The organism is Singulisphaera acidiphila DSM 18658 (assembly GCF_000242455.2).
GTDB lineage: Bacteria > Planctomycetota > Planctomycetia > Isosphaerales > Isosphaeraceae > Singulisphaera > Singulisphaera acidiphila.
In genome coordinates this window covers 6768110-6792407 of sequence record NC_019892.1, presented here as the reverse complement: position 1 = coordinate 6792407, position 24298 = coordinate 6768110, and the positions used below count along the sequence as shown (strand labels likewise).

Here is a 24298-nt window from a genome sequence, read left to right as displayed (position 1 = left end):
TTTTTGGGTACGATGGTCGCGACTCGAAATTGCGGCGGGGGGCCTTGCCCTCCCGTTGTGCGTGTCGTGGACTCTTTGTGTCCGGGATTGACCCGCCTCAGAGCCGGACGGGCCTTGGCCCGCGTCTCGGCGATCGACCGAGTCCAGTCGATTCGTTTTGCGTGTGATTCCAGTCAAAAAAAAAGGCGGCGCCCCCTCGGCCGTTGTGTGGGCTTGCCGGTTGCAGCCCCCGCCCCGTTTTCCCAACGCACGTCTCCCCATTGGTATGGATCAAGGTGGTCGAGGATCATGAAAGCTGGCATCGTCGGTCTGCCAAACGTCGGTAAGAGCACGCTGTTCAACGCTCTCACAAGCTCCAAGGCCGCGCAGAGCGCCAATTATCCGTTCTGTACGATCGAGCCCAACGAGGGGATCGTCAGCGTCCCGGACGACCGACTGAGGCGGATCAGCGTCCACATCGTGCCCAAAAAACTCGTGCCCACGGCGCTCAAGCTGGTGGATATCGCGGGAATCGTCAAAGGAGCGAGCGAGGGGCTCGGCCTCGGCAACAAATTCCTCAGCCACATCCGTGAAGTCGACGCGATCCTCCAGGTGGTTCGTTGCTTCGAGGACCCCGATGTCGTCCACGTTGCCGGCGCAGTGAACCCGGTCTCCGATATCGAGACCATCGAAATCGAACTGATGCTGGCCGATATCCAGACCCTGGATAACGCTTTGCCCCGGGCCGAACGGACCGCCAAAGGGGGCGACAAGGAGGCCAAGCAGCGGGTTGACGTGATCCGCAAGTGCCTCGACCACCTCGCTACCGACGAACCGCTCCGCAAGCTCACCCTCGACGAGTCGGACGCCAAGGCGATCTCGAGCTACGGCCTCATGACGGCCAAGCCGGTCCTCTATGTCGCCAACGTCGATGAGAGCGACCTGGAAGGAGAAGGCCCGCTCGTCCAGCAGGTCCGCGAGTTTGCCGCCAAAACCGGCGCGTCGGTCGTGCCCGTCTGTGCGAAACTCGAGGCCGAGATCGCCGAACTCGACGAAGCGGATCGCGCTGAGATGCTGGCGTCGTCGGGACTCCAACAACCGGCGCTCGCTACTCTCACCCGCGAGGCCTACCGGGTGCTCGGCCTCCACAGCTACTTCACCGCCGGCGAAAAGGAAGTTCGCGCCTGGACGATCCCGATCGCCGCGACCGCTCCGCAGGCCGCCGGGGTGATCCACACCGACTTCGAGAAGGGATTCATCCGCGCAGAAGTATATACGCTGAACGACCTGGAAACCTACCGCAGCGAGAAAGAGATTCGCCAGGCCGGTCGACTCCGCGTCGAAGGGAAGAATTACGTCATGCAAGACGGCGACATCTGCCACTTCTTGTTCAGCAACTGAGCGGACGCCCCGCCTTTCGACGCTGGCGTTCCCCACGCTTGGGGCGAAACTTGGTGGGCCATGCCCTCTTTTAGAGAGTGGCATGGCCCATCCTTGTATTCCAAGCACTCAGGCTGGCCGGAAAGTCTCCGCAAGGGCGGCCAGGACCCGGTCATGCAAAGGGCCGTTGGTGGCCACGACACCCCGGTTTTCCGAGAGTTCTCGGCCTCGGGCAAAGTCAAGAGGCCGACCGTCAAGGTCGGTCACAACTCCGCCAGCTTCCGCGAGAATCAGAGCCCCGCTGGCGTGGTCCCAAATCTTCTCCCGGTAGTCCGCCTTCGTGGGCAACCGGAGGTAGATGTCAGCCTCGCCCCGGGCCACCACGGCGTACTTGGCCTGGCTATCGAGACGAACCGGCGGTGCGGTGATCCCGAGACGGTGGGCGACCGTCGCCGACCAGTCGTGGGCGCTGTGGCCCGACTCGACGGATTCGCAGAACCGCACCAGCCCCCAATCGTCCCTGGCGCTGACCCGAACCGGCGTGGCAGGCAAATCTCCGTCGAGCGGGTACAGCTCGGCCCCCTGGCCACGGACGGCGACGAACAGCGACCCCGTCCCGGCGACACCATCATTCTCGGGTGCCGTCGGCAGGTTCGGGCAGGCCATCGCGGCCACCTCGATTCGCCCCTCAACGATCAGCGCGAGGGCGATGGCATACTGCTCCCCTCTCAGAAAACCCTTGGTCCCGTCGATCGGGTCGAGGGTCCAAAATCGATCCCGAGCGCCTCCCAGGGCCCCGCCCCGGTCGATCCAGCGCAAGAGGGATTCCTGATCGACGCCGGCCTGGACCTCCGTTACGAACCGGAGGACCTTCGCAAGCGATTCGGCATGGGCCGGTTGGCGAAGTTCCCCGGAGTCCTCCTCCGCAACGACCGGGTCAGCCGGGAACGCCTCTTCCAAGACCCGGCAAACCAGGGCCTGGCTCCCAAAGTCGGCGACCGTGACCGGGCTCCGGTCTTTCTTGTCCATCGCCTGGAGGTTGACACCCCGCTGGACGGCTCGGCAAAGGGTCGCAGCGTCCCGCACAGCCTGCATGGCGACGACCCGCTCATGCTCGAAGGCAAGGCCCGAGGTGGTGTTCAACATTTCTTCTTTCCTCATTTCTCACTTCGTGGCACTGACAACCGCGGACGATTGCCCCAGACTCTTTTCCCTTGTGGACTTCGAGATGTCCAGACCTTGTCCTCGCGGCCCCGGGAATACGGTGAGCGTCTTGACAGTTGGTGGAATCTTTGTACACAAGAGGGAAACCGGCGGTACCTGAGGAAAACCCGACCTCGGAAACGGAGTCCATCCATGCCGACCGCACCCGTGCCTCCCGAGAAACAGGCTGAAATCGCGGGGCTCGAGCAAGCCATCCGCGAGGCCGTCGATGCCGAAATCAGCGAACTCGCGGCCAATCTTGCCATCACCGACGACGCCCACCTCTTCGGCGCCAACGAATTCAAGATCCGGGCCCTGGCTCACAAGATCGCCGCCAAGGCGATCGAGCAGCACCTGACGCGAAAAAAAACGGATACGACGGAGCCAGCGTAACCTGTCCCCACTGTAGCCGGACGGCGGAGTTTCATTCGCACCGCCTGCACACCTCCTTCACCCTTGTGGGAGCCGTCCGCTACCGCCGGGCTTACTACCTCTGTCGATGCTGTGGCAAGGGGCTGTTCCCCTTCGATCGCGAAGCGGGGCTGACGACCCGCGACTTGACGCCGGCTTTGGAACGCGTCGCGAGCTTGGCCGGGGCAGTTGCCGACAGCTTCGAGAAGGGGGCGGAACTGCTCGAAGAGATGGGGGGTGTCCGGGTCTCGGAATCGACTGTCGAACGGACCACCGAAGAGGCCGGTCAACGTCTGGCTGAGGCGGTCCAGGCCGGCTCGCACTTGGGTCCCCCGGCCGACTGGCCCTGGCACAAGGATTACGAAGGCCAACGTTGTGCGTACGTCGAACTCGACGCCACTGGGGTGCGGCGTCAAGGGGAGGGAGGGGGACCCGCCGAAGGCCGCATGGCCTACGTGGGGATGGTCTGTAACCCCACCCCGGAGTGGCCTTGGCCCGACGAGAAACCGCAGCCGATGCAGGCGCGTTACCTCGCGGGCCTGTATCCCTTGGAGGAGTTCGGTCCCTTGCTCCGCACGCCCGCCGGAGACGTCGGTATGGACCGGGCCGATCGCTGGATCGGCCTCTCCGACGGCGGCGCGGGCCTGGAGGATCGACTCCGTGAAAACTTTCCGCGTGTGGAAGTGATCATTCTTGACTTTTTTCACCCTGCGGAGAAGCTCACCGGCTTGGCGCGTCTGCTGCACCCTCAGGACGAGGACCAAGCCGAAGACCAAGCCCGGCGATGGCGACAGTTGCTCAAAGAGGAAGGGGGCGCGGTGTTGGGATCTGTCCTGCGGGAATGGGACTGGCCGCGCCGGCCTGGCCTGGGCGAAGCCGCGACCGAGTTAATCGGTTACCTTGAACGCCAGGCGCACCGGATGGACTATCCCGAATACCTGGCGCGTGGCTGGTGTATCGGGAGCGGGGCGATCGAGAGCGCGTGCAAGACGGTGGTGGGGCAGCGTCTGAAACTGGCCGGAATGCGTTGGGGCGAAGACGGCGCTCACGCCCTCTGCCACCTCCGCGCCCTCTACCGCAGCGAAAAAGGCCAGTGGGACGCCTTCTGGAATCGCGACTATTCCAGCAACTGAACGTCCATCCTACCAACTAATGTGATGCTCACCGCCGGGAATACAGCCTTCCGGTCGAAACCGGAATGGCGGCGAGGTTGCTCGCGGTCCCAGGGGAATGTTTCCAGGCCATGGAGGGGTTGCTCGTGGCCTTCATCCTCCGCGATGATGCGCTCTTCGTGTTACGCAAGTTGGCCTGAGGTTGGAAGTCGTTAGCCGCAACCTCCACGCTCAGCCAGGCGGGGAAACGCAACGCGAAATCTCTCGTCAAGGATCGGACATCACCCATGCAATCCAATAGCCTCGACACGCACCAGAAGGCGGTTCAGATCAATCTGGATGCCTCGAAATACGGCACCTTCGCCGAGATCGGCGCGGGGCAAGAAGTGGCACGCTGGTTCTTCCGAGTCGGTGGCGCGGCGGGGACGATCGCCAAGAGCATTTCCGCCTACGACATGACCGTCTCCGACTCCATCTACGGCCCTTGCGGGCGGTACGTCAGCCGACAACGCCTCGAGACGATGCTCGACTGCGAGTTCCGTTCCCTGACCGACCACCTCGGTGATCGACGCGGCGAAGGCACCCGCTTCTTCGCGTTTGCCGACACCGTCGCCGCGAAGAGCTACACCCGCAAGGATGACTGGCACGGCTGGATGGGCATCCGGTTTCAGGCCAGCCCAGGCGCCGTGCCTTGCCAGATCATCCTCCACGTGAGCCTACTGGACCGCGAGGCTGTCTCGCAGCAGGAGGCGATCGGGATCCTGGGCGTGAACTTGATCCACTCCGCGCTCTACGAGGCCGACCCACTGGCGACGGTCCGGCAACTCCTCGATGACCTGTCCGACCAGCGGCTCGAGGTCGACCTGATCGAGTTCTCCGGCCCCGCTTTCGACCATATCGACAATCGCCTGATGAGCCTGGAACTCGTGCATTGCGGCCTTTCCGGCGCCGCGATGTTCACGCCCGGCGGCAAGGTCATTCAGCCTGCCGACGCCTTCCACAAGCGTCCGATTCTCCTCCTCCGTGGTAGCTTTCGGCCAGTGACCAATGTCACCGTGGACATGCTCCACAGCGCCCTGGCGCAATTCGAGCAGGAGCCGGACAACCAGGGCGAGGAGATCCTGGTCGTCACCGAGATGACGCTGAACAACCTGCTGCAAGGCGACGCCATCGACAAGCAGGACTTCCTCGACCGCGTCGACATCCTCCGCGCCCTGGGCCGGCCCGTCCTGATCTCCAACTTCGGCGAGTTCTACCGCCTGGCCAACTACCTCCAGCACCATACCTCGAAACCGATCGGCCTGGTGATGGGCGTGCCGACGCTTCGCCAGGTCTTCGAGGAGAAATACTACAACGACCTGGCTGGCGGCATCCTCGAATCCTTCGGCAGGCTGTTCAAGAACGATCTCAAGGTCTACGCCTATCCAAGCCTCGATCCCGATTCCGGGGCGATTGTCACGGCCAATGACCTCCGCGTCGCCGCAAACCTCCAGCACCTCTACAACTTTCTGGTCGAGAATCGCCACATCCAGCCGCTCCGCGACTTCAACGCAGAGTATCTGAGCATCAACTCACGCGACGTCTACCGGCGAATGCGGGAGGGGGATCCCAACTGGATCTATGAGGTGCCTCCAGGTGTGGCGCTGCTGATCTGCCAGGACCACTTGATGGGATACGATCCAGCGGCATTCGAGAGGTGAGTCGGGGGCCGCTCTCCGGGCCTCCCCTCCTGTAGCGGTCCGACCAATCGCTTGAGAAGACAGGTGATTGTGGCGAAGTTTCAGGCCTGCGAGAAACAAAGCCGATGGCTCTGAACTAAAGAATTGGTTAAAGTTGGGCGATAGTTCTATAGAGTGTGATTTAGTCGGCTCTTTCCTCTCAGGGAATCGGGGGGGAAGAGTGGTTCAGCGCCGCCACAAGCCTGACGAATTGGTGCACGCGCATGCTTTCAATCTTGAGTCGAATCCGCGGCAAATGGCAGGGGAGCCGCCGCGATCAGGTCCGGATCGCGGTCGTCAGCACGCCAAGGTCCGGAAACACCTGGCTGCGGCTCATGCTGAATCATGCCTACCAATTCGATAGACATGACAACGGGGAATTGCACCTCTACAATCCTCACGAGACACCGTGGTCGGCGCTTCCCGATCGCTGTGTGATGATGACCCACTGGCATCGCGTTGAACCGCTCGTTTCGCTGCTCAAAGAGCACCAGTTCACTCTGGTCACACTGGCCCGCCATCCGCTTGATGTCTTGCTCTCGATCCTTCAATACTCGCCCTGTGAAGGCTCATTGCGCTGGCTCGAAGGCATGAATGGGGATGAACGGCCGATCTTCCATACCAGTCCCCAGAGCGAAGAATTTCTCCGCTACGCGACCAGCCCCCGCGCCCAGGCTTTATTGGATGTGAGCGCCCAATGGTGGACGGCCCCGGGGTGTCACCGGATCCGCTACGAAGAGCTCGTTCAAGCCCCTGTGCAAACGCTCTCTCAACTCGCAAGAAAGTTCAGAGTCCCCCCCAGCGTCTCCATTGAGGATTCGGTGGAGGCGAACAAGCTCGAGCGGCTCCAGTCGACCGAGCGGCAACGAGGCCAGATACCGGCTCGGCACTTCTGGCAGGGGAAACCAGGCCTCTGGAAAAACCTCTTCTCTGCCGAGGCCGCGAACCGGATCGCCCAGGCCCACGGTAAGGTCTTCTCCACGCTGGGCTACTCCTGCAACCCCGACCCCGCAATGGATGAGGCCACGGCGGCCCGCAACTGGTTGAGTCTCGGTTCGACCGACGTGCAGAAGGTTTCTTCCAGCCAGCGCATCTCCGCATAAACCGGTTGCGCGATCGCCGATCAACGTTCCGTTGCAGCCTTACCCGTCATGGGCACAAACCAAACAGAGTCGATGACTTTCGTGACGTTCCCCTGCTGGGTCTTGGTGATCACGACGAGATTTTGCACGCCCCGGCCCACCGGGGCGACCAACCGGCCCCCGACACGGAGTTGGTCGAGGAGCGGCTTCGGAACCCGCTCCGGCGCAGCGGTCAACACCACCGCGTCAAACGGGGCGCGCTCGGGCCAGCCGTCGTAACCGTCCCCAACGCGGACATGGACGTTCCGACAGCCCAACTGCTTCAAAAGCCATTCGGCTTGCCGGCCCAGGGCCGGCACCACCTCGATGCTCTCCACCTCGCCAACGCAGGCCGCCAGCACCGCCGCCTGATAGCCTGAGCCGGTCCCGACCTCGAGAACCTTCATACCCCGTTTCGGGTGGATCGACGCTGTCATCATCGCCACCACGAACGGTTGCGAGATCGTCTGATCGTGGCCGATGGGAAGGGGGCAGTCGTCGTAGGCCCATGCCCGGAGTGGTTCGGCAACGAACCGGTGACGCGGGACACTCCGCATCGCTGCCAGCACCGCCGGGTCGGTGATGCCCCGCCCTTCGATCTGGGTGGTAACCATCCGCAGTCGGCGCGCCTGGTCAGCGGCCTCGTCCCCGCCCGCTCCCAGGGCGAAAAGTAACGCGAGGCAGGGAAGTACGCCCCCAACAGCGCGAATGGGATTCCCGGTGAGCGTTCTCATCAAGGCGGCCTCGCCGCCCAAGGACCGATCAGCCGACGACGATTTGGTTATCGACTCGCGCCGACGACTCCGCCAAGTCAAGGGCGGCCTCGTGCGCCAACTGCTTTGTGTGGTAGGTACGACAACGTCCTTGAAGCACCACCCGGCCGCCCGAGCAATCGACATGGAGATCGTAGATTCGGCCAAACGCTCGATGTGCGATCTGACGCTCCATCAAATGCGTGCGAACAGAATCGTAAGCCTCAGTCGCGCAGCCCGTATCCAAAGTACTCGCCTGGCCTATCATGAGACGATCCTCGTCGTGACCTCTCCGAGCAGCCCCCGCCGCCCCCAGTCCATGCGGAAATCGAGCAGACCCGTCAAAACGACTTCAAGGCGCAATCACCTATCGCATTCGATCGCAGGATTTCTGCCCTCTCAGCAAGTCGTTCCTCGGACTCGCCCACTCTCTCTTCCTAACCTTCATGATGCTTACAGGAGACGCGTGTGTCAATCAAGCAAATCCGCTTCGACTGATTTGACTGATCCCAGCGAACCACTTCATGCACACTTGCACGCATCCATTTGATGGGCAATTCCAAGAGAACTGCATACGTAAAAACCACTTCCCAACCGCTGAGACACGTCAGGATCAAACGTGGCTGCCGATATTGGGGAGGCAACAGGCTGGAGAGTCATTCAAAGCCACCTCCCCGGAATGAGGCTTGACACCTGCTCGCAATTAGTTTAGAGCTAAACTATATGAGCCAGCCACGGAAACCCGAACGCCGGTCACTACCGGTCTTGAATGAGGACCATCGCGACTGGGAGACCAAGGTGGTCACCACGTTGTTCCGCTTCCATAGCCGCCTGGAGCGGCGCATGGTCGAGGTACTCACGGTCCACGGCCTGACCGTCCCCCAGTTCGACGTTCTGGCAACGCTCTGGCATGGCGAGGGCATCACCCAACAGGAGCTGGCCGAACGGCTCCTGGTCACGAAGGGGAACGTGGTCGGCCTCATCGACCGCATCAGCGCGGCCGGATGGGTCGAGCGCCGTGCGGACCCCGAGGACCGGCGGGCCAACCGACTCTACCTGACCGACGCCGGGCGGCAGGTGCTCGCCAAGGCACAGCCCTATCTCGCTGCCCTGACGGGAAAGGTGTTCGGCACCTTGGCTGAGGCGGAACTTCGGCAGATGCACGCGTTCCTCACGCGGATGGAGGATGCGTGCTCAAGGCCTGACTGAATCTTTTTTTTGCTCCAATAGTATACGTGTAAACCGTCGTGCACCAAACTTTATTAGGAAGGAGTGAAGGGCAAGGAACGCGGTTGCTCGAGTCGACTGGGAGAGTGAGCTCTCGAGGTCTCATTCCGGGGAGCGCACGACCACAACATGGGGATCCCGCACACCGTCGCCCACAGCATATCCCAAGAGGTCTACGACCTCACACAAATAAAAACCATCAGTGCAAATGCGTCGACTTAATGGTCGAAACGCTCTTCCCCCGGCGCCGACCGAAATCCGAAAGCGAAGTTTATTCCCAAGGAAGAAAGGTGTTCGCGATGAAGTCCACTGCCCGCACGTTTGTGACTCTGTCCATCGCCCTCGCGGCGCTGTTCCCGGCCGCCGTCCTCGCCGCCGAGACCTACACGGCCGATCCGGTCCACTCGTCAGTGGTCTTCCGGGTCAAGCACATGAGCACAAGCCATTCCTGGGGCCGGTTCAACGACCTCACCGGCTCGTTCACGCTCGACCCGGCCGATCCAACCGCAAGCAAGTTGGCGTTCACCGTCAAAACCGCCAGCGTCGACACCAACAGCAAGGACCGCGACAACCACCTCAAGAGCCCCGACTTCTTCAACGCCGTGCAGTTCCCCGACATCACGTTCGCCAGCAAGAGCGTGACGAAGTCGGCCAACGGCTACGAGGTCCGCGGCACACTCTCCTTCCACGGCGTCACCAAGCCGGTCGCGTTCGTCCTCGTCCCGACCGGGACCGGCAAGGACCCCAAGGGCAACGCAATTGCCGGCGTCGACGCCAACTTCACCCTGAAGCAGAGCGACTTCGGCATCACCAAGTTCGCCAGTGCTATCGGCGACGAAGTGAACGTCTTCGTGAGCATTGAAGGGGCCAAGAAGTAAGCCGGCGGACGAGACCCGAGACGGAGCGCGTCGGGATGGTCTCGCGACCGCGCTCCGCTTCTCGATCGCCCCCCCAAAAAGGAAGGGACGCTTATGCCCGTGTCAACAACCGCGATGATCGTGGTGTGCCTTGCGATGGCTCTCGCGGCCGGCCTCTCGGCGCTCGCCACCCGATCGGCCCGCCGCCGAGATACCGCCGCCAGCCCCTGGTGGGGAGCCCTCGCCGTCGGTCTGGCCTACACCCTCGGTCACGCGGGGGTCGCGATCCCGTCGATCCCACCCTCCGACGTAACCGACCACATCCTCGGGATCGCCCTCGCCGGGGCGGCCGTCGCCGCGTTCCTCGTGGGGGAGCGTGGCGGCCTCCGGGTGAGGGTGGCCGGATATCTCGGGCTCGCCGCGCTGGCCTGCATCGTGATGCTGGGACCGGTCCTGGGAGCCGGTGACCTACCGCGCGAGACGATCGGCTGGCTCACGGCGACGGCCATTGTCTCCTTACTCGCAGTGCTCAACGTCGCGTTGCTCGACGCCCCGGCCTGGCGTTCGGAACTCTGGGTGACGCTGACGGTGTTTGCCGCCGGTGCGGGAGTCGTCCTCGTCCTGGCCAACAGCGTGATCCTGTTCCTGCTCGGAGGGGTCTTGGCGGTCGTGCTCGCCACCTCGCTCCTGGCGTCCGGGGGACAGCCAACCGGCGGGGGTGTCCCGGTAGCGGCTGCCGTGCTCACCGCGCTGGTCGTTGAGGGTTACGTCTACGCGTTCCTGCCAACGGCGGCGGCCTTGCTACTCGCCGCCTCCCCCGCAACCCTCTGGTTGATCCGACTCCGTCCCCTCCATCGCCTCGGCCCGAAGTCTCGTGCCACGGTTGCAGCGGGGCTCGTCCTCGTCCCCGTGGCAATCGCGATCGGCCTGATCCTGGCCTCCAAGTCGTTCGACAACTACGGATCCTGATCGTGCAGCGCAAGCCTTGGAGGCGGAACACGGCCAAAGACGCCGTGTCGCTCGATCGCCGTTACAAACGGGTGGACGAACCGAAAGATGACCTTCCCACTGGGAGAGTCTGTGGAAAGTTCCCAGCAAAACCATTACCGTCACACCCAGAAGGTGACGATCAACCTTTGATTCGATACAACAAGCGATCCATCAAGATCGCTCGTCATCGGCTTCAGGAAGCCGAGTTCCCAATTTAGGCGGGGATCAAGAAATGACCATGGGAACAAAAGCGGGATGCGGGAATCGAACCCGCGCGTATAGCTTGGGAAGCTATCAGGCTACCACTACATCAATCCCGCAAGACATCCTGATTGTACTCGAAACCGACCCGGCAGTACAACCAAAATCGGGCGGATTTGCAACTCGGCTTACAACCTGCACAACTGTCGTAAGTCTTTGCTATCTTCGACTTACAGCAGCACCCCAGGGGTAAGCAAGCGAACATATCCAGCTTAGGAGGCTGACAGTCCACCACTGAGTCGCATCCGCATCTCCGCTAACATTACCAAGTGATTCCCTCGACGGCAAGGGTCATCCGCGATCTCGTTGAGAGATTCCGGTCTTTCCGGTTCCTGCGATTTGCAGGTCCGGCGTGCTCGCGAAAAGTGGGACAGCGAACCGAGCAAGTTCAGGCGTCGCGTGGAACGTGCGAAGGTCTCGGCTCAAGGGACTTCCATCGCTTTCGGATTGATCCCAAGCGGTCCCTCAAAGCCGAGACTGACGACCTCTCCACACGACCTGCGTGAGCGGCTGAACCGAAGGACTCAGGCGTATCGCTCTCTTCGAGACTTGCGCGGGTGTTCCCTCATGATTCCGCCCCCCCGCTTGCGCCTCGGCCGTTTCTCTTGATATACGTCTTGTCTAACGGCCGGAGGTCTTCGCCATCGAGCGTTTGAGCAAGTCCCAGCCGACGCGCCCCGATTTTGAAGTAGCCGCGTTCTCGCTCGATCCCGAGACTCCTTCGTCCGAGCCGTCTGGCAACTGCGGAGGTGGTGAACGTGCCCGCGAACGGGTCGAGGATCAGGTCGCCGACGTTGGAGCTTGCCTTGATGACGCGCTCGATCAAGGCTTCCGGCTTCTGCGACGGATGTTGCTCATATTCAGGCATCCGATACCGAACACGAGGGTAGTACCACACATTTCCGGGCACCTTGGTGGTCTTATACGGCTCCGGGGTCGGCTTGCGATAGTCGATCAGCCTGCGAACGGCCCCGGTTGGGGCTTGCACCTCGATGTCGTCCGCGTTGTAGGTATAAGCCTTGCGATCCTTGACACAGAACAGAATCGGCTCATACATCGAACCATACAACTTGCGGGCCTGGACCCCGGAACTGTCGTAGTGCCAGACGATTCGGGAGAGAATGGTGCACTCGTTGCGGAGCCAGAGGTCGAGGAAGGGCATCGCCTGCGTACTCGTCATGACGTAGAGGCTGCCCGTTGGCTTCAGCTTACTCAGGCAGAGCTTCAACCAGGAGTAACACCAGGCTACATAGGCCTCGTCTGAGGGCCACTTGTCTTCGCTCTCGCCGAACTGCTTTCCAAGGTTGTAGGGAGGATCGGCGAAGATCAGGTCGACCTGACCATCGGCGATCAACTCGCGCATGACGTCGAGGCAATCGCCGTGATAGATCGTGGTCGACGCGTCTTCGAGCTTCGTTATTGCCGGGTCCATCGACGCAAGACCTGGGTCTCCGGCAAGCAAAGAGCGGCTCATTTTTCCTCCGTGACGGCCGGGGGCTTCGCAGGAATTCGCGTCAGGCCTCCGGGGTGAAGCCGAGAACGATATCAAACTTCGCGGCGAGCTCACCGATCCGGGAGTTGGGGATTGGGGCGAAGTCGACAGTCACCGCGTCGCTGAGCTTGGGGTCCCGAAGGCTGCGATAGATCCCGTCGCGCTCGTTGCCAGGATGTCCCTTGACGTAACACTGGGTCGTCAACAGATCCTTGCCACCCTTGCGGAGTTTGAAGTGGATGTGAGGGGTTCGCCCCGGGTAGGGAACGGGCTTCACGGTGCGGAACGAGTATTCGCCGGTCGAGCTGGTCAAGAAGCGACCGAACCCCTGGAAGTTCTTGTCATGCTTCGCATGGTTCGGGTCTTTGGAGTGGATGTAGGCCCCTTCATTGTCAACCTGCCAGATCTCGACCAGGGCGTTCTTGATCGGGTCCCCCTTCGCATCCAGGATCCGGCCCGTCAGGTAGGTCACTTCGCCCACAGCCGGCGTGATGGCGTCGTTGACGATCAGGAGGTCATTGTCGGTATCGAGCGGTAAGTGATCGGGGTAGAACGGCCCCTCGGTCTGCTTGGGAGTAAGAACCAACTCCTCGGCAAACACTCCGCGAGTGGTGAATGCGGCTGCGCCAAAGGCCATTGCACCGAGAAAGAGACGGCGATTGCTCGAGGCAGGGACGTCGTACATCGGAGACTCCCGGGGGCAGAGGGTTGGGCCGGTGATACGGACGAAGTGCGTTCACTCTATCGAACACTAAGAGGCGATGAACCGGAAGCCCTTCGAGCAGGAAATTCGACCGTCTCCCCTGCCCTTGTCCTCAAAGGTTGCCCCGAGCTCCGGCACGGCAGTGGGTCAGGCCTTCCCCAAGAGGGAATCCGAGTCCCCAGTCAAGCGGTTCCGTACCATTGGCGGTCATTCTCACCCAATACCGAACTCCCGTGGATCGACGCCTTTTCCATGATCCACGGGCGAGCCGGGTTGCGTCGAGCCAAGAACGTGTTGTCTGACGTTCGTAAGTCGCGTACATTGTCGGCGCGCATCCATTCTTATCGAATCGGCCACTCACACGTTCTTTGAGAGAACGGAGTGACGCGGCCTGCTGCCTGCTTGCGAGAGAATTCCATGAGCCAGGAGACCGCCACGAGGCCCGCTGGAACGGCGCAACCCGCATTGGAGATCCCGCTTCCTCCCTTGCCTCCCGATTGGCGGTCACTTGCCCGCGCCTTCGTTCACCAGGCGCGAGTCAGATGGGGCCAACTCGCCGTCAGCGACAGCACGGGGGCCAGCCTTACGTATGGAAAGACCTTTATCCGGGCGCTCGCGTTGGGACGAGTCCTGGCTCGCCGGCTCGGTCCCCATCCCTATGTTGGCCTGCTCATCCCGCCGACGGTCCCCGCTTCGGTCGCGAATCTGACGCTGACCCTCTGGGGACGGATTCCGGTCAACCTGAACTACTCGGCGAGCGAGTCTCTGATCAACTCGTCGATCGACCAGTGCGGGATCACGCACGTCGTAACTTCCGAGAAGGTGCTCGACAAATTCAAGCTCAGGCCGAAGGGAGAACTCGTCCTGCTCGAGGATATTCCCAAGCAGGTCACACTGGCCGACAAACTTTGGGCGGCGGCCGTTGCAAAACTCGTTCCGATCTCGCAGTTAGACCGGTTCCTCCCCGGCCTCCGTGCTGAGAATCTGGACAATACCGCCACCGTCATCTTCACCTCAGGATCGACCGGAAATCCGAAGGGGGTCGTTCTCTCCCAACGCAACGTCCTGACCAACATCCATCAAATCAACACCCAGCTCAACATTTTGCCCGACGAGAGCCTCCTGGGCATTCTTCCCTTCTTCCATTCGTTCGGGTTCACGGTGGGGCTCTGGACGGTCTTCTGTCTCGGCAAGAAGATCGTTTACCACTTCAACCCACTGGACGCCAAGACGATCGGCAAGCTCTGCGAGACGCATCGGGTGACCCTGCTCGCGGGCACGCCAACCTTCATGCGAAGCTACCTCCAACGGTGCGATCCCAAGCAATTCGCGACGGTCGTGCATCTGCTCCTCGGCGCGGAAAAGCTCAAGCCTGAGCTGGCCCGCGAGCTCCGCGAGACGCTCAAAATCGAGCCGATGGAAGGATACGGCTGTACGGAGCTCTCCCCGGTCGTCTCATTCAACGTCCCGCACGACAAAGTGCTGGCCGACGGCCGAACCGTCCCCGGGACCCGGGAGGGGACCGTGGGCCTGCCGGTGCCGGGCACGTCCATCAAGACGATCGACCCCGAAACGGGAGCGGATCTGCCCCGGGGGACGGCCGGAATGATCCTGGTCGCGGGGCCACAAGTCATGGTCGGTTACCTGAACCAACCGGAGGCCACCGCCAAGGTGCTCAAAAACGGCTGGTATCAAACGGGCGACATCGGCTATGTCGATGAAGACGGATTCCTCAGGATCACCGACCGGCTCAGCCGATTCTCGAAAATTGGCGGCGAAATGGTGCCCCACATGGCGGTCGAGACGGCAATCCAGGAAGCGACCGGGACCAACGAGCAGAACGTGGCCATCACTTCGCTGCCCGATCTCAAGCGTGGGGAACGGCTCTGCGTGATCCACACTCCGCTCGGGATCACGCCGCAAGAGGTGAATCGTCGACTCACCGCCGGGAGCATGCCGAGGCTCTGGATCCCGGCTGCCGACGACTTCATCGAGGTTGAGTCCATCCCAATCCTCGGCTCAGGGAAGGTTGACCTCCGCCAGCTGCGCGAGATTGCCCAGCAGCGAGTGCCCAAGTCCTGAATCCCTGGCTCCCGCGAACCACTCGCCTCCTGGGTTCGATTTTCCAGCGAGCGGGAAGCGGATCGCTCCCCGCTCGCCGGAAAGAAAAGACAAAGGAGCTCACGCTCTCGATGCGCCCGAAAAAGCCCCAACAAGTGGGTCGCCCGGGGACGGGTCTGCGGGGCATTGGAAGGCCTCGGCGCTGAACCGCGGATTCGCGCGGGATACCGACCTCGTGTAGAATACCAGGAAAGAGGAAATGGGGATTTCTTCCCCATTGTTGTCTTCTGCGCGGATCGTCCTTCGGAGAATTTGATGGAGGTCGTCCTTCGGGTCACATCGGGTCCGCACGCCGGCCAGGAACAGCTCCTGAGCGACCGCGACACTTGTGTGGTCGGCCGATCGTCGAATGTGCGTTTCTCGATGCATGAGGACCGGTTGCTCTCGCGCGAGCACTTTCGCGTCGACCTCAGCCCACTCCATTGCACCCTGGAAGACATGGGGAGCACGAACGGCACGAAGGTCAACGGCCGCCGGGTCGAATCGAGCGTGCTTCGTGACGGCGACGTGATCACCGCCGGTGACAGCGCCTTCGTCGTTCAGCTCGAACGCAAGACCGAAGAAGGGAAGAGCCTGGTCCATTGCCTCGGGTGCGGTCAACCGGCTCCCGACGTCGGCCCTTATACGACCTTGACGGACGACATTCCGGGGGCCTGGCTCTGCGAAGCTTGCTCGGCGCGCCGGAAACAGTTTCCTCCCACGCATCCCGACTATCTGATCGAGCGCCGGATCGGGTTCGGCGGCATGGGCGAAGTCTTCCTCGCCCGCCAGCTCTCGATCAACCGGCAGGTGGCCATCAAGATGATGATCCCGACCGGGGCCGCCAGCGCCAAGGCCAGGGACTACTTTCGGCGTGAGATGATCATTCTCAAAGATCTCTTGATGCCGACCGGCCAATGCCATCCCAACGTCGTCGCCTTCTACGACATCCTCGAAATCGAGGGGCAATTCCAGCTCATCATGGAATACGTGGCGGGAAAGAACGCCATGGAGTGGGCTGTGGGACAGTCCACTCCGCTGTCGGTCGCAACCACGGCGAGGATTGGCCGGCTCCTACTTTCCGCCCTCGAATACGCCCACTCCCGAGGCTATGTCCATCGTGACGTCAAGCCCTCGAACCTGCTCGTCATGGGTCCGCCGCAACGTCCCCAGGTCAAGCTATCCGACTTCGGCCTGGCCAAGAACTTTCGCGAAAATAGCGGCTTTATCGGTCTGACCCATCAAGGGGACATTGGCGGTTCCGTCGGCTTTCTTTCCCCCGACCACATTCGCGACTTCCGCGACATCAAGGAACCGGCGGACATCTATAGCGCGGGGGCGACGCTTTACTATCTGCTGACGTCCCAATACCCCTACCTCAACTTCGACCCCAAACGAGCCGACGCCTACTGCATCATTCTCGAGAACCCCTCGGTTCCGCTCCGAGCCCATCGCCCCGAGGCGCCGGAAGGTCTCGAGCGGATTCTGCGAAAGGCCCTTGAGAAGCAGCCGCGTGACCGCTGGAAATCGGCCGCGGCCATGTCCGAGGCGCTCCGACCGTTTCTCGACAGTAATGCTTGATGTCCGTCCGTTCTGCCGCTCGGCGAGCCCCCCCCAATCGCTCGGTCGCACGACGAGTCGGGGCTTCCGATGTTCTGGGGGATTGGCCTCCGATGTTTTTTTGATTAAGATCCATCTGGCCCCTTTCCGCACCCATAATAAGAGTCCGATTTTCTCGTGGCGGGTCGCCTTTTTATTCCGCATTGCTCCCTGTTGGTTTCGCAAGATCGGGACAGAACGGGTTGACTTGGGTTGAGGATGAGTGTCGCGCCGGCTTTGGGCTCTGATACTGATATCGCCTTGACGACTTGTTGTTGGGCCTCATTCTTTGTGGGATGTCGATAAAATCACTATGGTGAATCTCGGAAAGGGCTCGGGTGTGTTGGAGCGTCTTGGAACGGTAGCCATTATCGGTGTCGGCCTGATTGGGGGGTCGATCGGGCAGGCAATTCGTTCTCGGGGCCTCGCCGATCGAGTCGTCGGGATTGGACGCGACGCGGCCAGACTGGCGGAAGCGGTTGAGCTCGGCGCCATTGACGCCGGCACGACCGAGCTGGGTCAGGGCGTAAACGGGGCCGACGTCGTTGTGGTTTGCACGCCCGTCACCCGGATCGCCGACGACGTTCGGAGCGTGGCGGAACTCGGCCCTCAAGGGGTCTTGGTCACCGACGCCGGTAGTACGAAGCAGCGAATCGTCGAGGCGGTCGAGCTCGACCCTCGCGCTCGAGCCTGCTTTGTCGGCGGCCACCCCATCGCCGGGTCGGAGCGGAAGGGGGTCGCCGCTGCGGCCCCTGACCTGTTCGAGGCCAAAGCCTGTATCCTGACCCCCACCGAGAAGACCCCCACCGATCGACTGCAACGAGCGCGAACCTTCTGGAGCAGCCTGGGGTGCCGGCTGATCGAGCTCTCTCCCCGCGAACACGACTTGGCGCTGGCCTTGACGAGCCATCTACCCCATGCGGTTGCCGCGGCCCTGGCCGGCTCGATTCCCCGCGAAACGCTGACCATGGCGGCGGGCGCTTACCGCGACGGAACCCGGGTCGCCGGTTCCGACGCGTCGCTCTGGGCCGGCATCTTTCGGGAGAACCGGGCGCCGATCCTGGAGTCGCTCAAGACGTTTCGCAGCTCACTGGCCGGCCTGGAATCGGCCCTCGAGGCCGACGACGAACAAGGAATCATCGCCTGGTGGGATCACGCCAAGAACCGGCGGGCCCATTTCGATTCGCTCAATGGTTCCGGAACAACGAACGGTTGACGACAGGCCCCGATCTGGCCACGATCAGATCGACGCAAGAACACGACTTTTGGAACTTTTGGTTGATTTAATGAGTCCATTGACACCCCAACGAGGATAAGCGTCCCGCCCCCGCGACCGATCCGGTCATTGCCGATCCTTTTGAACCTCGATGTCACTCGCCTCGCCACGCCGGCCGGCTCAATCGCCTCAACGCGACTGGTCCACTGGTACAACGACCCGACGCCCGGAACGAGTGAGTTCCGTTCCGGCCCGGAGAGTTATCGAATTCCCAAGCCTAGTTTTGATAGGCGAGACGAGTTTCTTTCAACCCAGGCGTTATGGATCCTTAGGGACAAGAACGTTACCTATATGTTATGGCACTTACAAATCGATCCCGCTGCCGGTAACGCGGACCGCGAAGGAGTTCGCCTGGCGGCCGAGGCGGCCGAGTTGGGGCTCTCCGGCCCTTGGCGAATCGCGGCGAGCCGGGGATTCTTGCTCGAAGGGGCGCTCGACGGCGAGGACGTCCAGCGTGCCGCCCAGACGCTCCTGGTCGACCCGATCGTCGAGACGTTCGCGGTCCGGCCCAGCGGTCAGACCGTGACCGGAGCGGGCACCACGGTTCACGTCCTCCCCAAGCCCGGGGTGACCGACCCCGAGGCGGAAAGTGCGCTGGCCACGCTTCGTGCTCTCGGGTTTGCCGTCGAGAGCGTGCGGACGATCCGAACCTACCGGATCGACGGACCGGCCGAGTCGCTTCCCCGCCTCATTCAACGCGTCCTCTCCAATGACGCGGTCGAGCAGGCGATCGTCGGCGCTCTTTCGCTCGATCGGCTCGGACAAGGCCATCCCTATCGGCTCCAGCGCGTGGACGTGCCGATCCGGACGATGGACGCCCCCGCGCTCGTGAAACTGAGCAAAGAGGGGCAACTCTATCTTAGCCTGGAGGAGATGCAGTCGATTCAGGCTCACTTCGCCGAACTCGGCCGCGACCCGACCGACTGCGAACTCGAGACCCTGGCGCAAACCTGGAGCGAACACTGTTCGCACAAGACGTTGCGAGGGCTCATCCGGTTCGAAGATGAGGTCATCACGAACCTCCTCAAGAAGACGATCTTCCAGGCGACCCAGATCCTCAACCCCGACTGGCTCGTCAGCGTCTTCGCGGATAATGCGGGCGTCGTCCGGTTCGATGACGCCTACGACGTCTGCTTCAAGGTCGAGACCCACAATCATCCGTCCGCGATCGATCCCTACGGCGGAGCGAACACCGGCCTGGGTGGCGTGATCCGCGACCCGATGGGGACCGGGCTCGGGGCGAAGCCGATCTGCAACACCGACGTCTTTTGCGTCGCCCCGCCCGACTTCCCCCCCGATGAACTTCCCGCAGGCGTGCTTCATCCCAAGCGCGTTCTGAAGGGGATCGTCGCCGGGGTGCGCGACTACGGCAACCGGATGGGCATTCCGACCGTCAACGGAGCGCTCGTCGTCGATCCCGACTACCTGGCCAACCCGCTCGTCTTCTGCGGCACCATCGGGCTGATCCCGCGTGGCCTCTCGGAGAAGCATGTGGAACCAGGGGACCGGATCGTCGCCATCGGCGGCCGGACCGGCCGAGACGGTATCCACGGGGCCACCTTCAGCTCGGCCGAGCTGACCAGCGACAGCGAAAGCATCTCCGGGGGCGCGGTCCAGATCGGCAACGCGATCACCGAGAAGATGGTCCTCGACGTGATCATGCAGGCAAGAGACCGGGGCCTCTTCCGCTCGATCACCGACTGCGGCGCGGGGGGGTTCAGCTCGGCGGTCGGCGAGATGGGCGCGGAGCTCGGCGCCGTCGTCGATCTCGATCGCGCTCCGCTCAAGTACGAAGGGCTCTCTTATACCGAGATCTGGATCTCCGAAGCCCAGGAACGGATGGTCCTGGCCGTTCCCCCGGAATCATTGCAGGCGCTCGAAGCGCTGTGCGCCAGCGAGTCGGTCGAAGCGACCGACCTCGGCGAGTTCGTCGCAACCGGCCGCTTGACCTTGCGCTACCAGAACGAGACAGTAGCCGACCTCTCGATGGATTTCCTCCACGAAGGGCGGCCGGCCGTCGTCCGTGACGCCACGTTCACCCCGCCGCCGATCCTCGAAATTGCGCTCCCCGACCGGGCGGACTACACGGCGGATCTGACCCGGATCATGGCGTCGTGGGACGTCTGTAGCAAGGAGTGGATCGTCCGCCAGTACGACCACGAAGTCCAAGCGCGAACGGTCGTGAAGCCACTCGTCGGCGTCCAGGACGACGGGCCCGGTGACGCCTCGGTGGTACTCCCGGTGCGCGGCTCCACGAGGGGCCTGGCGGTCTCTTGCGGGATCAACCCGCGCTACGGCCGGCTCGATCCGTACGCCATGGCCGGCTGCGTGATCGACGAGGCGATTCGCAACTGCGTGGCGGTTGGTGCTGACCCGGACCGGATCGCCTTGCTCGACAACTTCTGCTGGGGCAATACCGAGCGTCCCGAAACACTCGGCTCGCTCGTTCGCGCCGCCCAGGGGTGCCTCGACGTGGCCGTGGCTTACGGCACGCCGTTCGTCTCGGGTAAAGATAGCCTTTACAATGAATACACCCATGAAGGTAAGAGCCGGGCAATCCCCCCGACGCTCTTGATCAGCGCCATGGGACAGGTCCCCGACGTGCGCAAATGCGTCACGATGGACCTCAAAAAGGCGGGAAATCTCCTGTTCGTGCTCGGTCAGACCCGGCTCGAGCTGGGGGGCTCGCACTGGACAATGATCCAAGGGATTGAAGGGGGCCGCGTGCCCCGAGTGGAACCGACGACCGGCCGGCCGCTCTTCCAGCGGCTTCATGCCGCGATTAACCGTGGCTTGATCCGAAGCTGCCACGACCTCAGTGAAGGGGGCTTGGCCGTCGCGCTGGCGGAAATGGCTCTGGCGGGCGGTCTGGGGGCGAAGGTAAACCTCCAAGACTTGCCCCGTGATGAAGACGCCGCGCACGATGCGGCCCTCTTGTTCTCGGAATCGCCCACACGATTCCTGCTCGAAGTTCTGCCTGAGAACGCCCAAGCTTTGACCGAGCTCTTTGCCGGCTTGCCCTTGGGGCGACTCGGCGAGGTGACCGGTGGAATTGACTCGTCTCCGGCCCGACTGACCATTGTGGGACTTGGCGCTACGTCCGTGATCGATGCGTCTGTGTCCGTTCTGAAAGAGGCCTGGCAAAGTCCTCTGCGTTGGTAGGGGAAAGGCAAGCACACTTTGAACATGGAATTTTTCGAACAAACAAGGACTCAAAAAATGCTTCGGTTCGTCACTTTCGTCGACGGCTCGAATCTCGACGGTGTATTGAAACACTTAAACCTGCGGGTCGATGACTACGGTTCGTTCTACCGCCACGTGTTCGAGCAAAGCGTCCACTATTGGGGCCGGACTTTCGCCGAAGGGTCTCCCTGGCCCTCGGCCCAGCATTCGCGAATTTATTGGTACGTTGTTGGAAAGATGGATGAGTGGGACCTGAACGATCCGAAAGCGGAGTCGCGTCTTCGGAGCCGGTTTGAGCTCAATCCGAGGCTGCGTGACAGCTATCTCGAAGACGTCAGCCGTCGCCAGCCCGACCTGCCCGGCGACCGGCAGGCGGAAGAGGCCTGGAACCTCTGCTTCAACGAAACCCGCGAGTGGTACGAAGGGAAGCGGCGGGCCCTGGAGCGTAAGAAGCGGTTCTATCACGGCGTCCAGGCCGCGACCGACTTCGTGGAGATTCGCCAGGAAGGGCATTGGAAGGTCGACCTGCTCCACCACACCCTCAATGAGAAGGGGCTCGACACCAGTCTCGCGGTGGACATGGTGGCGCTCCAGGACACCTACGACATCGCCCTCCTGATCTCAGGCGACGCGGACGGGATCCCGGGCATCAACTACGTGAAGGGGCGGTCGAAGCACGTCGGCGTGGCCGAGTTCCGCCGCGGCGCACCGGCCGACTTCCCGGCGAAGGGGGCCTCCTCCCGGCTCAAAATCGCCGCCGATTTTGTCGTCCAGGTTTACGAGGCCGACCTGATCCGGCGCAACCTCGCCTATCGGGCCGAGGTCGATTATCCGGCAACATCCTACTCCCCCAGCGAGGGTAATTACTGACCCGTCCCTCGCTGCCCCCTCTCGGACCAATCCGATCCAATCACGAGGGGGCCGAGGGCCGACGTCTCCGACTCAGGATGCTTTCTCCATGGCAAGTCCCCGCGTGATCGTTCTCCGCGCTCCCGGCACCAACTGCAACGAAGAGACCGCCTTCGCCTGGGAGCAGGCCGGCGCTGAGGTGGAAACCTGGCACATTGCCCGCTTGCTGGAAGACTCCCAGACTCTCAACCGCTTCCAGATCCTGACCATTCCCGGCGGGTTCTCGTACGGTGACGACCTGGGGGCGGGCCGGATCTTCGCGACCCGCCTGGGCACCGTCCTCAGTGACGCCTTGCGCCATTTCCACGAGCGTGGCGGCCTGCTCTTGGGTATTTGCAACGGCTTCCAGGTCCTGGTCCGCGCCGGGCTCCTCCCTGGTGGTTCGTCGCAAACCAAGGCGACGCTGACCCAGAACGAATCGGGCCGGTTCGAGTCGCGTTGGGTCCGGATGCAGCCCCAACCCGGTCTCTCGCCGTTCATTACCGACGCGGCCCCGATCGAGCTTCCCGTCGCCCACGGCGAGGGCAAGTTCCTTCTGGCCGATCCCAACGCCCTCACCGCGCTGGAGACCGCCGGCCAGGTCGTCCTGCGCTATGTCGATGCGTCCGGCGCACCAACCCAGGAGTATCCGGCCAACCCCAACGGGACGCCGGGCGCAGTGGCTGGGCTCTGCGACCCAACGGGCCGAATCTTTGGGCTGATGCCCCACCCCGAGCGGTACATCGATCCGATCCACCACCCCCGATGGACCCGACGCGACCCAGGCTCAGACCTCTCGTGCGATGGCCTTCGCATTTTCCAGAGCGCGATTGCTTCCCTTCGCTAAGCGAAGCCGTTTGAAGACAGGGAGCGGATCGCTCCCTGTCTTTGTGACGTCGCGTTAAAGTAAAGCAAAAAGCAGGGAGCGATCTGCTCCCTGCTTAACTTGGAAATCGAGCGGAATAAGCTCAAACTCGACGGCCCGCCGTCACTCGGTGCGCACGTAGGGTGCAATGAAAGTCCGCATCGCGTCGAGGACTTGATCGCCGCCTGTGGCGAAGAAGTCGTTGTGACCAGCTTCTTCCACCGTAAATCTCATGACGGGGGCTCGCGCGGCTTCGGCCAGGCGGTCGGACATCGAGTGAGGAATCAGTGTATCGCGCCGACCGTGCCCGATCAGGATTGGGCAGGTCACCTTGGCGATCTTCGATTCGTTATCGAACCGGTGCCTCAAGAGGAGTGAGGCAGGGAGCAACGGAAGATTGCGCCTGGCCATCTCGGCCATGCTGGTGAAGGTGCAGAAGGAGATGACCCCCGCGACCTTCCCGCGCGAGGCCAGGTCGAGGGCGACCGCCCCACCGAGCGACCAGCCGGCGGCGATGATCTTGGTGGGGTCGACATCCTTCCGGCCTTTCAGGTGAGCGAGCACGGCATCAGCCGTGGCCTGGCAGCCAGCCTCGGAAGCCTTGCCCCCGCTCATTCCATAACCGACGTAGTCAGGGGTGAGCACGTTGACGCCAAGCCGTCGGAAATGCTCGACCTGGTCGACGGCCTCGCTCAGGCACATCGCATTGCCATAAAAGTAGATGAGGCTCGGGCAAGCAGCCGCGTTCGGATGGGGTTTTCCGTCGGCAGTCTGAGCCGGGGCGAAGAGGGCGACGACGCGGTCATCGTGCGCGGTGGTCAGCGTGACGATTTTTTCGTCGGGACGTGCTTTGACGAGGGTGGAGGGATCACCCTGGCGCTTGGCGCCCGGGAAGATCAGGTCAACCTGGATTGCGAAGAGCATAACGCCCACACCGATGTAGATCGTGATGGGGAGGCAGAAGAGACAGCGAATTCTCCCGATCCAGCCAGTGGGACGGGTTGGCCGCTTGGGGCCGCGACTCTCAGGATCAGAAGAGGTCTCTGCTTCGGTCGTTTTCATGAAGACCGATTCTACCAACATTGGGAAAGCTCCCGATATCACGAAACGAAAGCCACGGCGCGGAATGGCGCCGTGGCTGGTCGGGATCGGGTCAGCGGAGCGTGTCGCTCGCTCGGTTG

At 62.4% G+C, this 24298-nt stretch carries 18 protein-coding genes and 1 tRNA gene; 13 read left to right on the top strand and 6 right to left on the bottom strand.

The features are described 5' to 3' along the window. Positions 1-288: 288 nt before the first annotated feature. The gene (gene ychF / locus SINAC_RS26695; RefSeq protein WP_015248688.1) at positions 289-1380 is read left to right on the top strand and encodes a redox-regulated ATPase YchF; all 1092 of its coding nucleotides are present in this window, start codon (positions 289-291) and stop codon (positions 1378-1380) included. A gap of 108 nt (positions 1381-1488) precedes the next feature. Here the strand turns inward: ychF and SINAC_RS26690 are convergent, their stop codons facing one another. Next, positions 1489-2505 (bottom strand): 3'(2'),5'-bisphosphate nucleotidase, encoded by a 1017-nt coding sequence (locus tag SINAC_RS26690; RefSeq protein ID WP_015248687.1) that lies wholly within the window; start codon positions 2503-2505, stop codon positions 1489-1491. A gap of 210 nt (positions 2506-2715) precedes the next feature. On the opposite strand from SINAC_RS26690, the gene SINAC_RS26680 reads away from it, so the two are divergent. From SINAC_RS26680 to SINAC_RS26670, 3 genes are all read left to right on the top strand, one after another. Beyond that, positions 2716-4106, top strand: a protein-coding gene (locus tag SINAC_RS26680) for an ISKra4-like element ISSiac4 family transposase (protein WP_086018129.1) whose coding sequence is annotated in 2 segments (ribosomal slippage) — positions 2716-2923 and positions 2923-4106 — 1392 coding nt in all. Because the reading frame shifts where the segments join, the coding sequence is not laid out codon by codon here. A gap of 266 nt (positions 4107-4372) precedes the next feature. Then, complete coding sequence (locus tag SINAC_RS26675) at positions 4373-5785, top strand: hypothetical protein (RefSeq protein ID WP_015248686.1); 1413 nt, start codon at positions 4373-4375, stop codon at positions 5783-5785. Positions 5786-6027: 242 nt separating this feature from the next. Beyond that, a complete protein-coding gene (locus SINAC_RS26670) occupies positions 6028-6906 on the top strand; it encodes a sulfotransferase domain-containing protein (protein ID WP_015248685.1) in 879 nt (292 codons plus the stop codon). Between the two features lie 20 nt (positions 6907-6926). Here the strand turns inward: SINAC_RS26670 and SINAC_RS26665 are convergent, their stop codons facing one another. Further along, positions 6927-7658 (bottom strand): protein-L-isoaspartate(D-aspartate) O-methyltransferase, encoded by a 732-nt coding sequence (locus SINAC_RS26665; RefSeq protein WP_015248684.1) that lies wholly within the window; start codon positions 7656-7658, stop codon positions 6927-6929. 741 nt (positions 7659-8399) lie between these two features. Between SINAC_RS26665 and SINAC_RS26655 the strand changes: the two genes are divergently transcribed. The 3 genes from SINAC_RS26655 (at position 8400) to SINAC_RS26645 (ending at position 10729) form a co-directional block, all read left to right on the top strand. Continuing rightward, positions 8400-8885, top strand: coding sequence for a MarR family winged helix-turn-helix transcriptional regulator (locus SINAC_RS26655; protein ID WP_015248682.1), 486 nt, complete (start codon positions 8400-8402; stop codon positions 8883-8885). A 317-nt stretch (positions 8886-9202) separates the two neighbouring features. Beyond that, positions 9203-9781 carry a YceI family protein gene (locus SINAC_RS26650; protein WP_015248681.1) on the top strand — a complete coding sequence of 193 codons (579 nt, stop codon included), beginning with the start codon at positions 9203-9205 and terminating at the stop codon, positions 9779-9781. A 93-nt stretch (positions 9782-9874) separates the two neighbouring features. Next, entirely contained in the window at positions 9875-10729 is an 855-nt protein-coding gene (locus SINAC_RS26645) for a hypothetical protein (RefSeq protein ID WP_015248680.1), read from the top strand. Positions 10730-10999: 270 nt separating this feature from the next. Here SINAC_RS26645 and SINAC_RS26635 read toward each other — a convergent pair. The 3 genes from SINAC_RS26635 to SINAC_RS26625 all read right to left on the bottom strand — a co-directional run bounded on the left by SINAC_RS26635 (position 11000) and on the right by SINAC_RS26625 (position 13188). Continuing rightward, positions 11000-11070: transfer RNA gene (locus SINAC_RS26635), tRNA-Gly, on the bottom strand. Between the two features lie 506 nt (positions 11071-11576). Continuing rightward, positions 11577-12485 (bottom strand): adenine-specific DNA-methyltransferase, encoded by a 909-nt coding sequence (gene yhdJ, locus SINAC_RS26630; RefSeq protein WP_015248679.1) that lies wholly within the window; start codon positions 12483-12485, stop codon positions 11577-11579. A 40-nt stretch (positions 12486-12525) separates the two neighbouring features. Beyond that, positions 12526-13188: a dioxygenase family protein gene (locus SINAC_RS26625; protein ID WP_015248678.1), complete on the bottom strand. Its 663-nt coding sequence runs from the start codon at positions 13186-13188 to the stop codon at positions 12526-12528. 435 nt (positions 13189-13623) lie between these two features. Between SINAC_RS26625 and SINAC_RS26620 the strand changes: the two genes are divergently transcribed. The 6 genes from SINAC_RS26620 to purQ all read left to right on the top strand — a co-directional run bounded on the left by SINAC_RS26620 (position 13624) and on the right by purQ (position 23099). Next, the gene (locus SINAC_RS26620; RefSeq protein ID WP_015248677.1) at positions 13624-15288 is read left to right on the top strand and encodes an AMP-binding protein; all 1665 of its coding nucleotides are present in this window, start codon (positions 13624-13626) and stop codon (positions 15286-15288) included. 294 nt (positions 15289-15582) lie between these two features. Next, complete coding sequence (locus SINAC_RS26615) at positions 15583-16887, top strand: protein kinase domain-containing protein (protein ID WP_015248676.1); 1305 nt, start codon at positions 15583-15585, stop codon at positions 16885-16887. Positions 16888-17218: 331 nt separating this feature from the next. Beyond that, positions 17219-18121 carry a prephenate dehydrogenase gene (locus SINAC_RS26610; protein WP_015248675.1) on the top strand — a complete coding sequence of 301 codons (903 nt, stop codon included), beginning with the start codon at positions 17219-17221 and terminating at the stop codon, positions 18119-18121. Positions 18122-18472: 351 nt separating this feature from the next. After that, positions 18473-21343 carry a phosphoribosylformylglycinamidine synthase subunit PurL gene (purL, locus tag SINAC_RS26605; protein WP_026012085.1) on the top strand — a complete coding sequence of 957 codons (2871 nt, stop codon included), beginning with the start codon at positions 18473-18475 and terminating at the stop codon, positions 21341-21343. Between the two features lie 57 nt (positions 21344-21400). Next, positions 21401-22234, top strand: a complete 834-nt coding sequence (locus SINAC_RS26600; RefSeq protein ID WP_015248673.1) for an NYN domain-containing protein — start codon at positions 21401-21403, stop codon at positions 22232-22234. Between the two features lie 88 nt (positions 22235-22322). Continuing rightward, positions 22323-23099 carry a phosphoribosylformylglycinamidine synthase I gene (purQ, locus tag SINAC_RS26595; protein ID WP_015248672.1) on the top strand — a complete coding sequence of 259 codons (777 nt, stop codon included), beginning with the start codon at positions 22323-22325 and terminating at the stop codon, positions 23097-23099. Between the two features lie 141 nt (positions 23100-23240). Here purQ and SINAC_RS26590 read toward each other — a convergent pair whose 3' ends face one another. After that, the gene (locus tag SINAC_RS26590) at positions 23241-24200 is read right to left on the bottom strand and encodes an alpha/beta hydrolase (protein WP_015248671.1); all 960 of its coding nucleotides are present in this window, start codon (positions 24198-24200) and stop codon (positions 23241-23243) included. Positions 24201-24298: the final 98 nt, after the last annotated feature.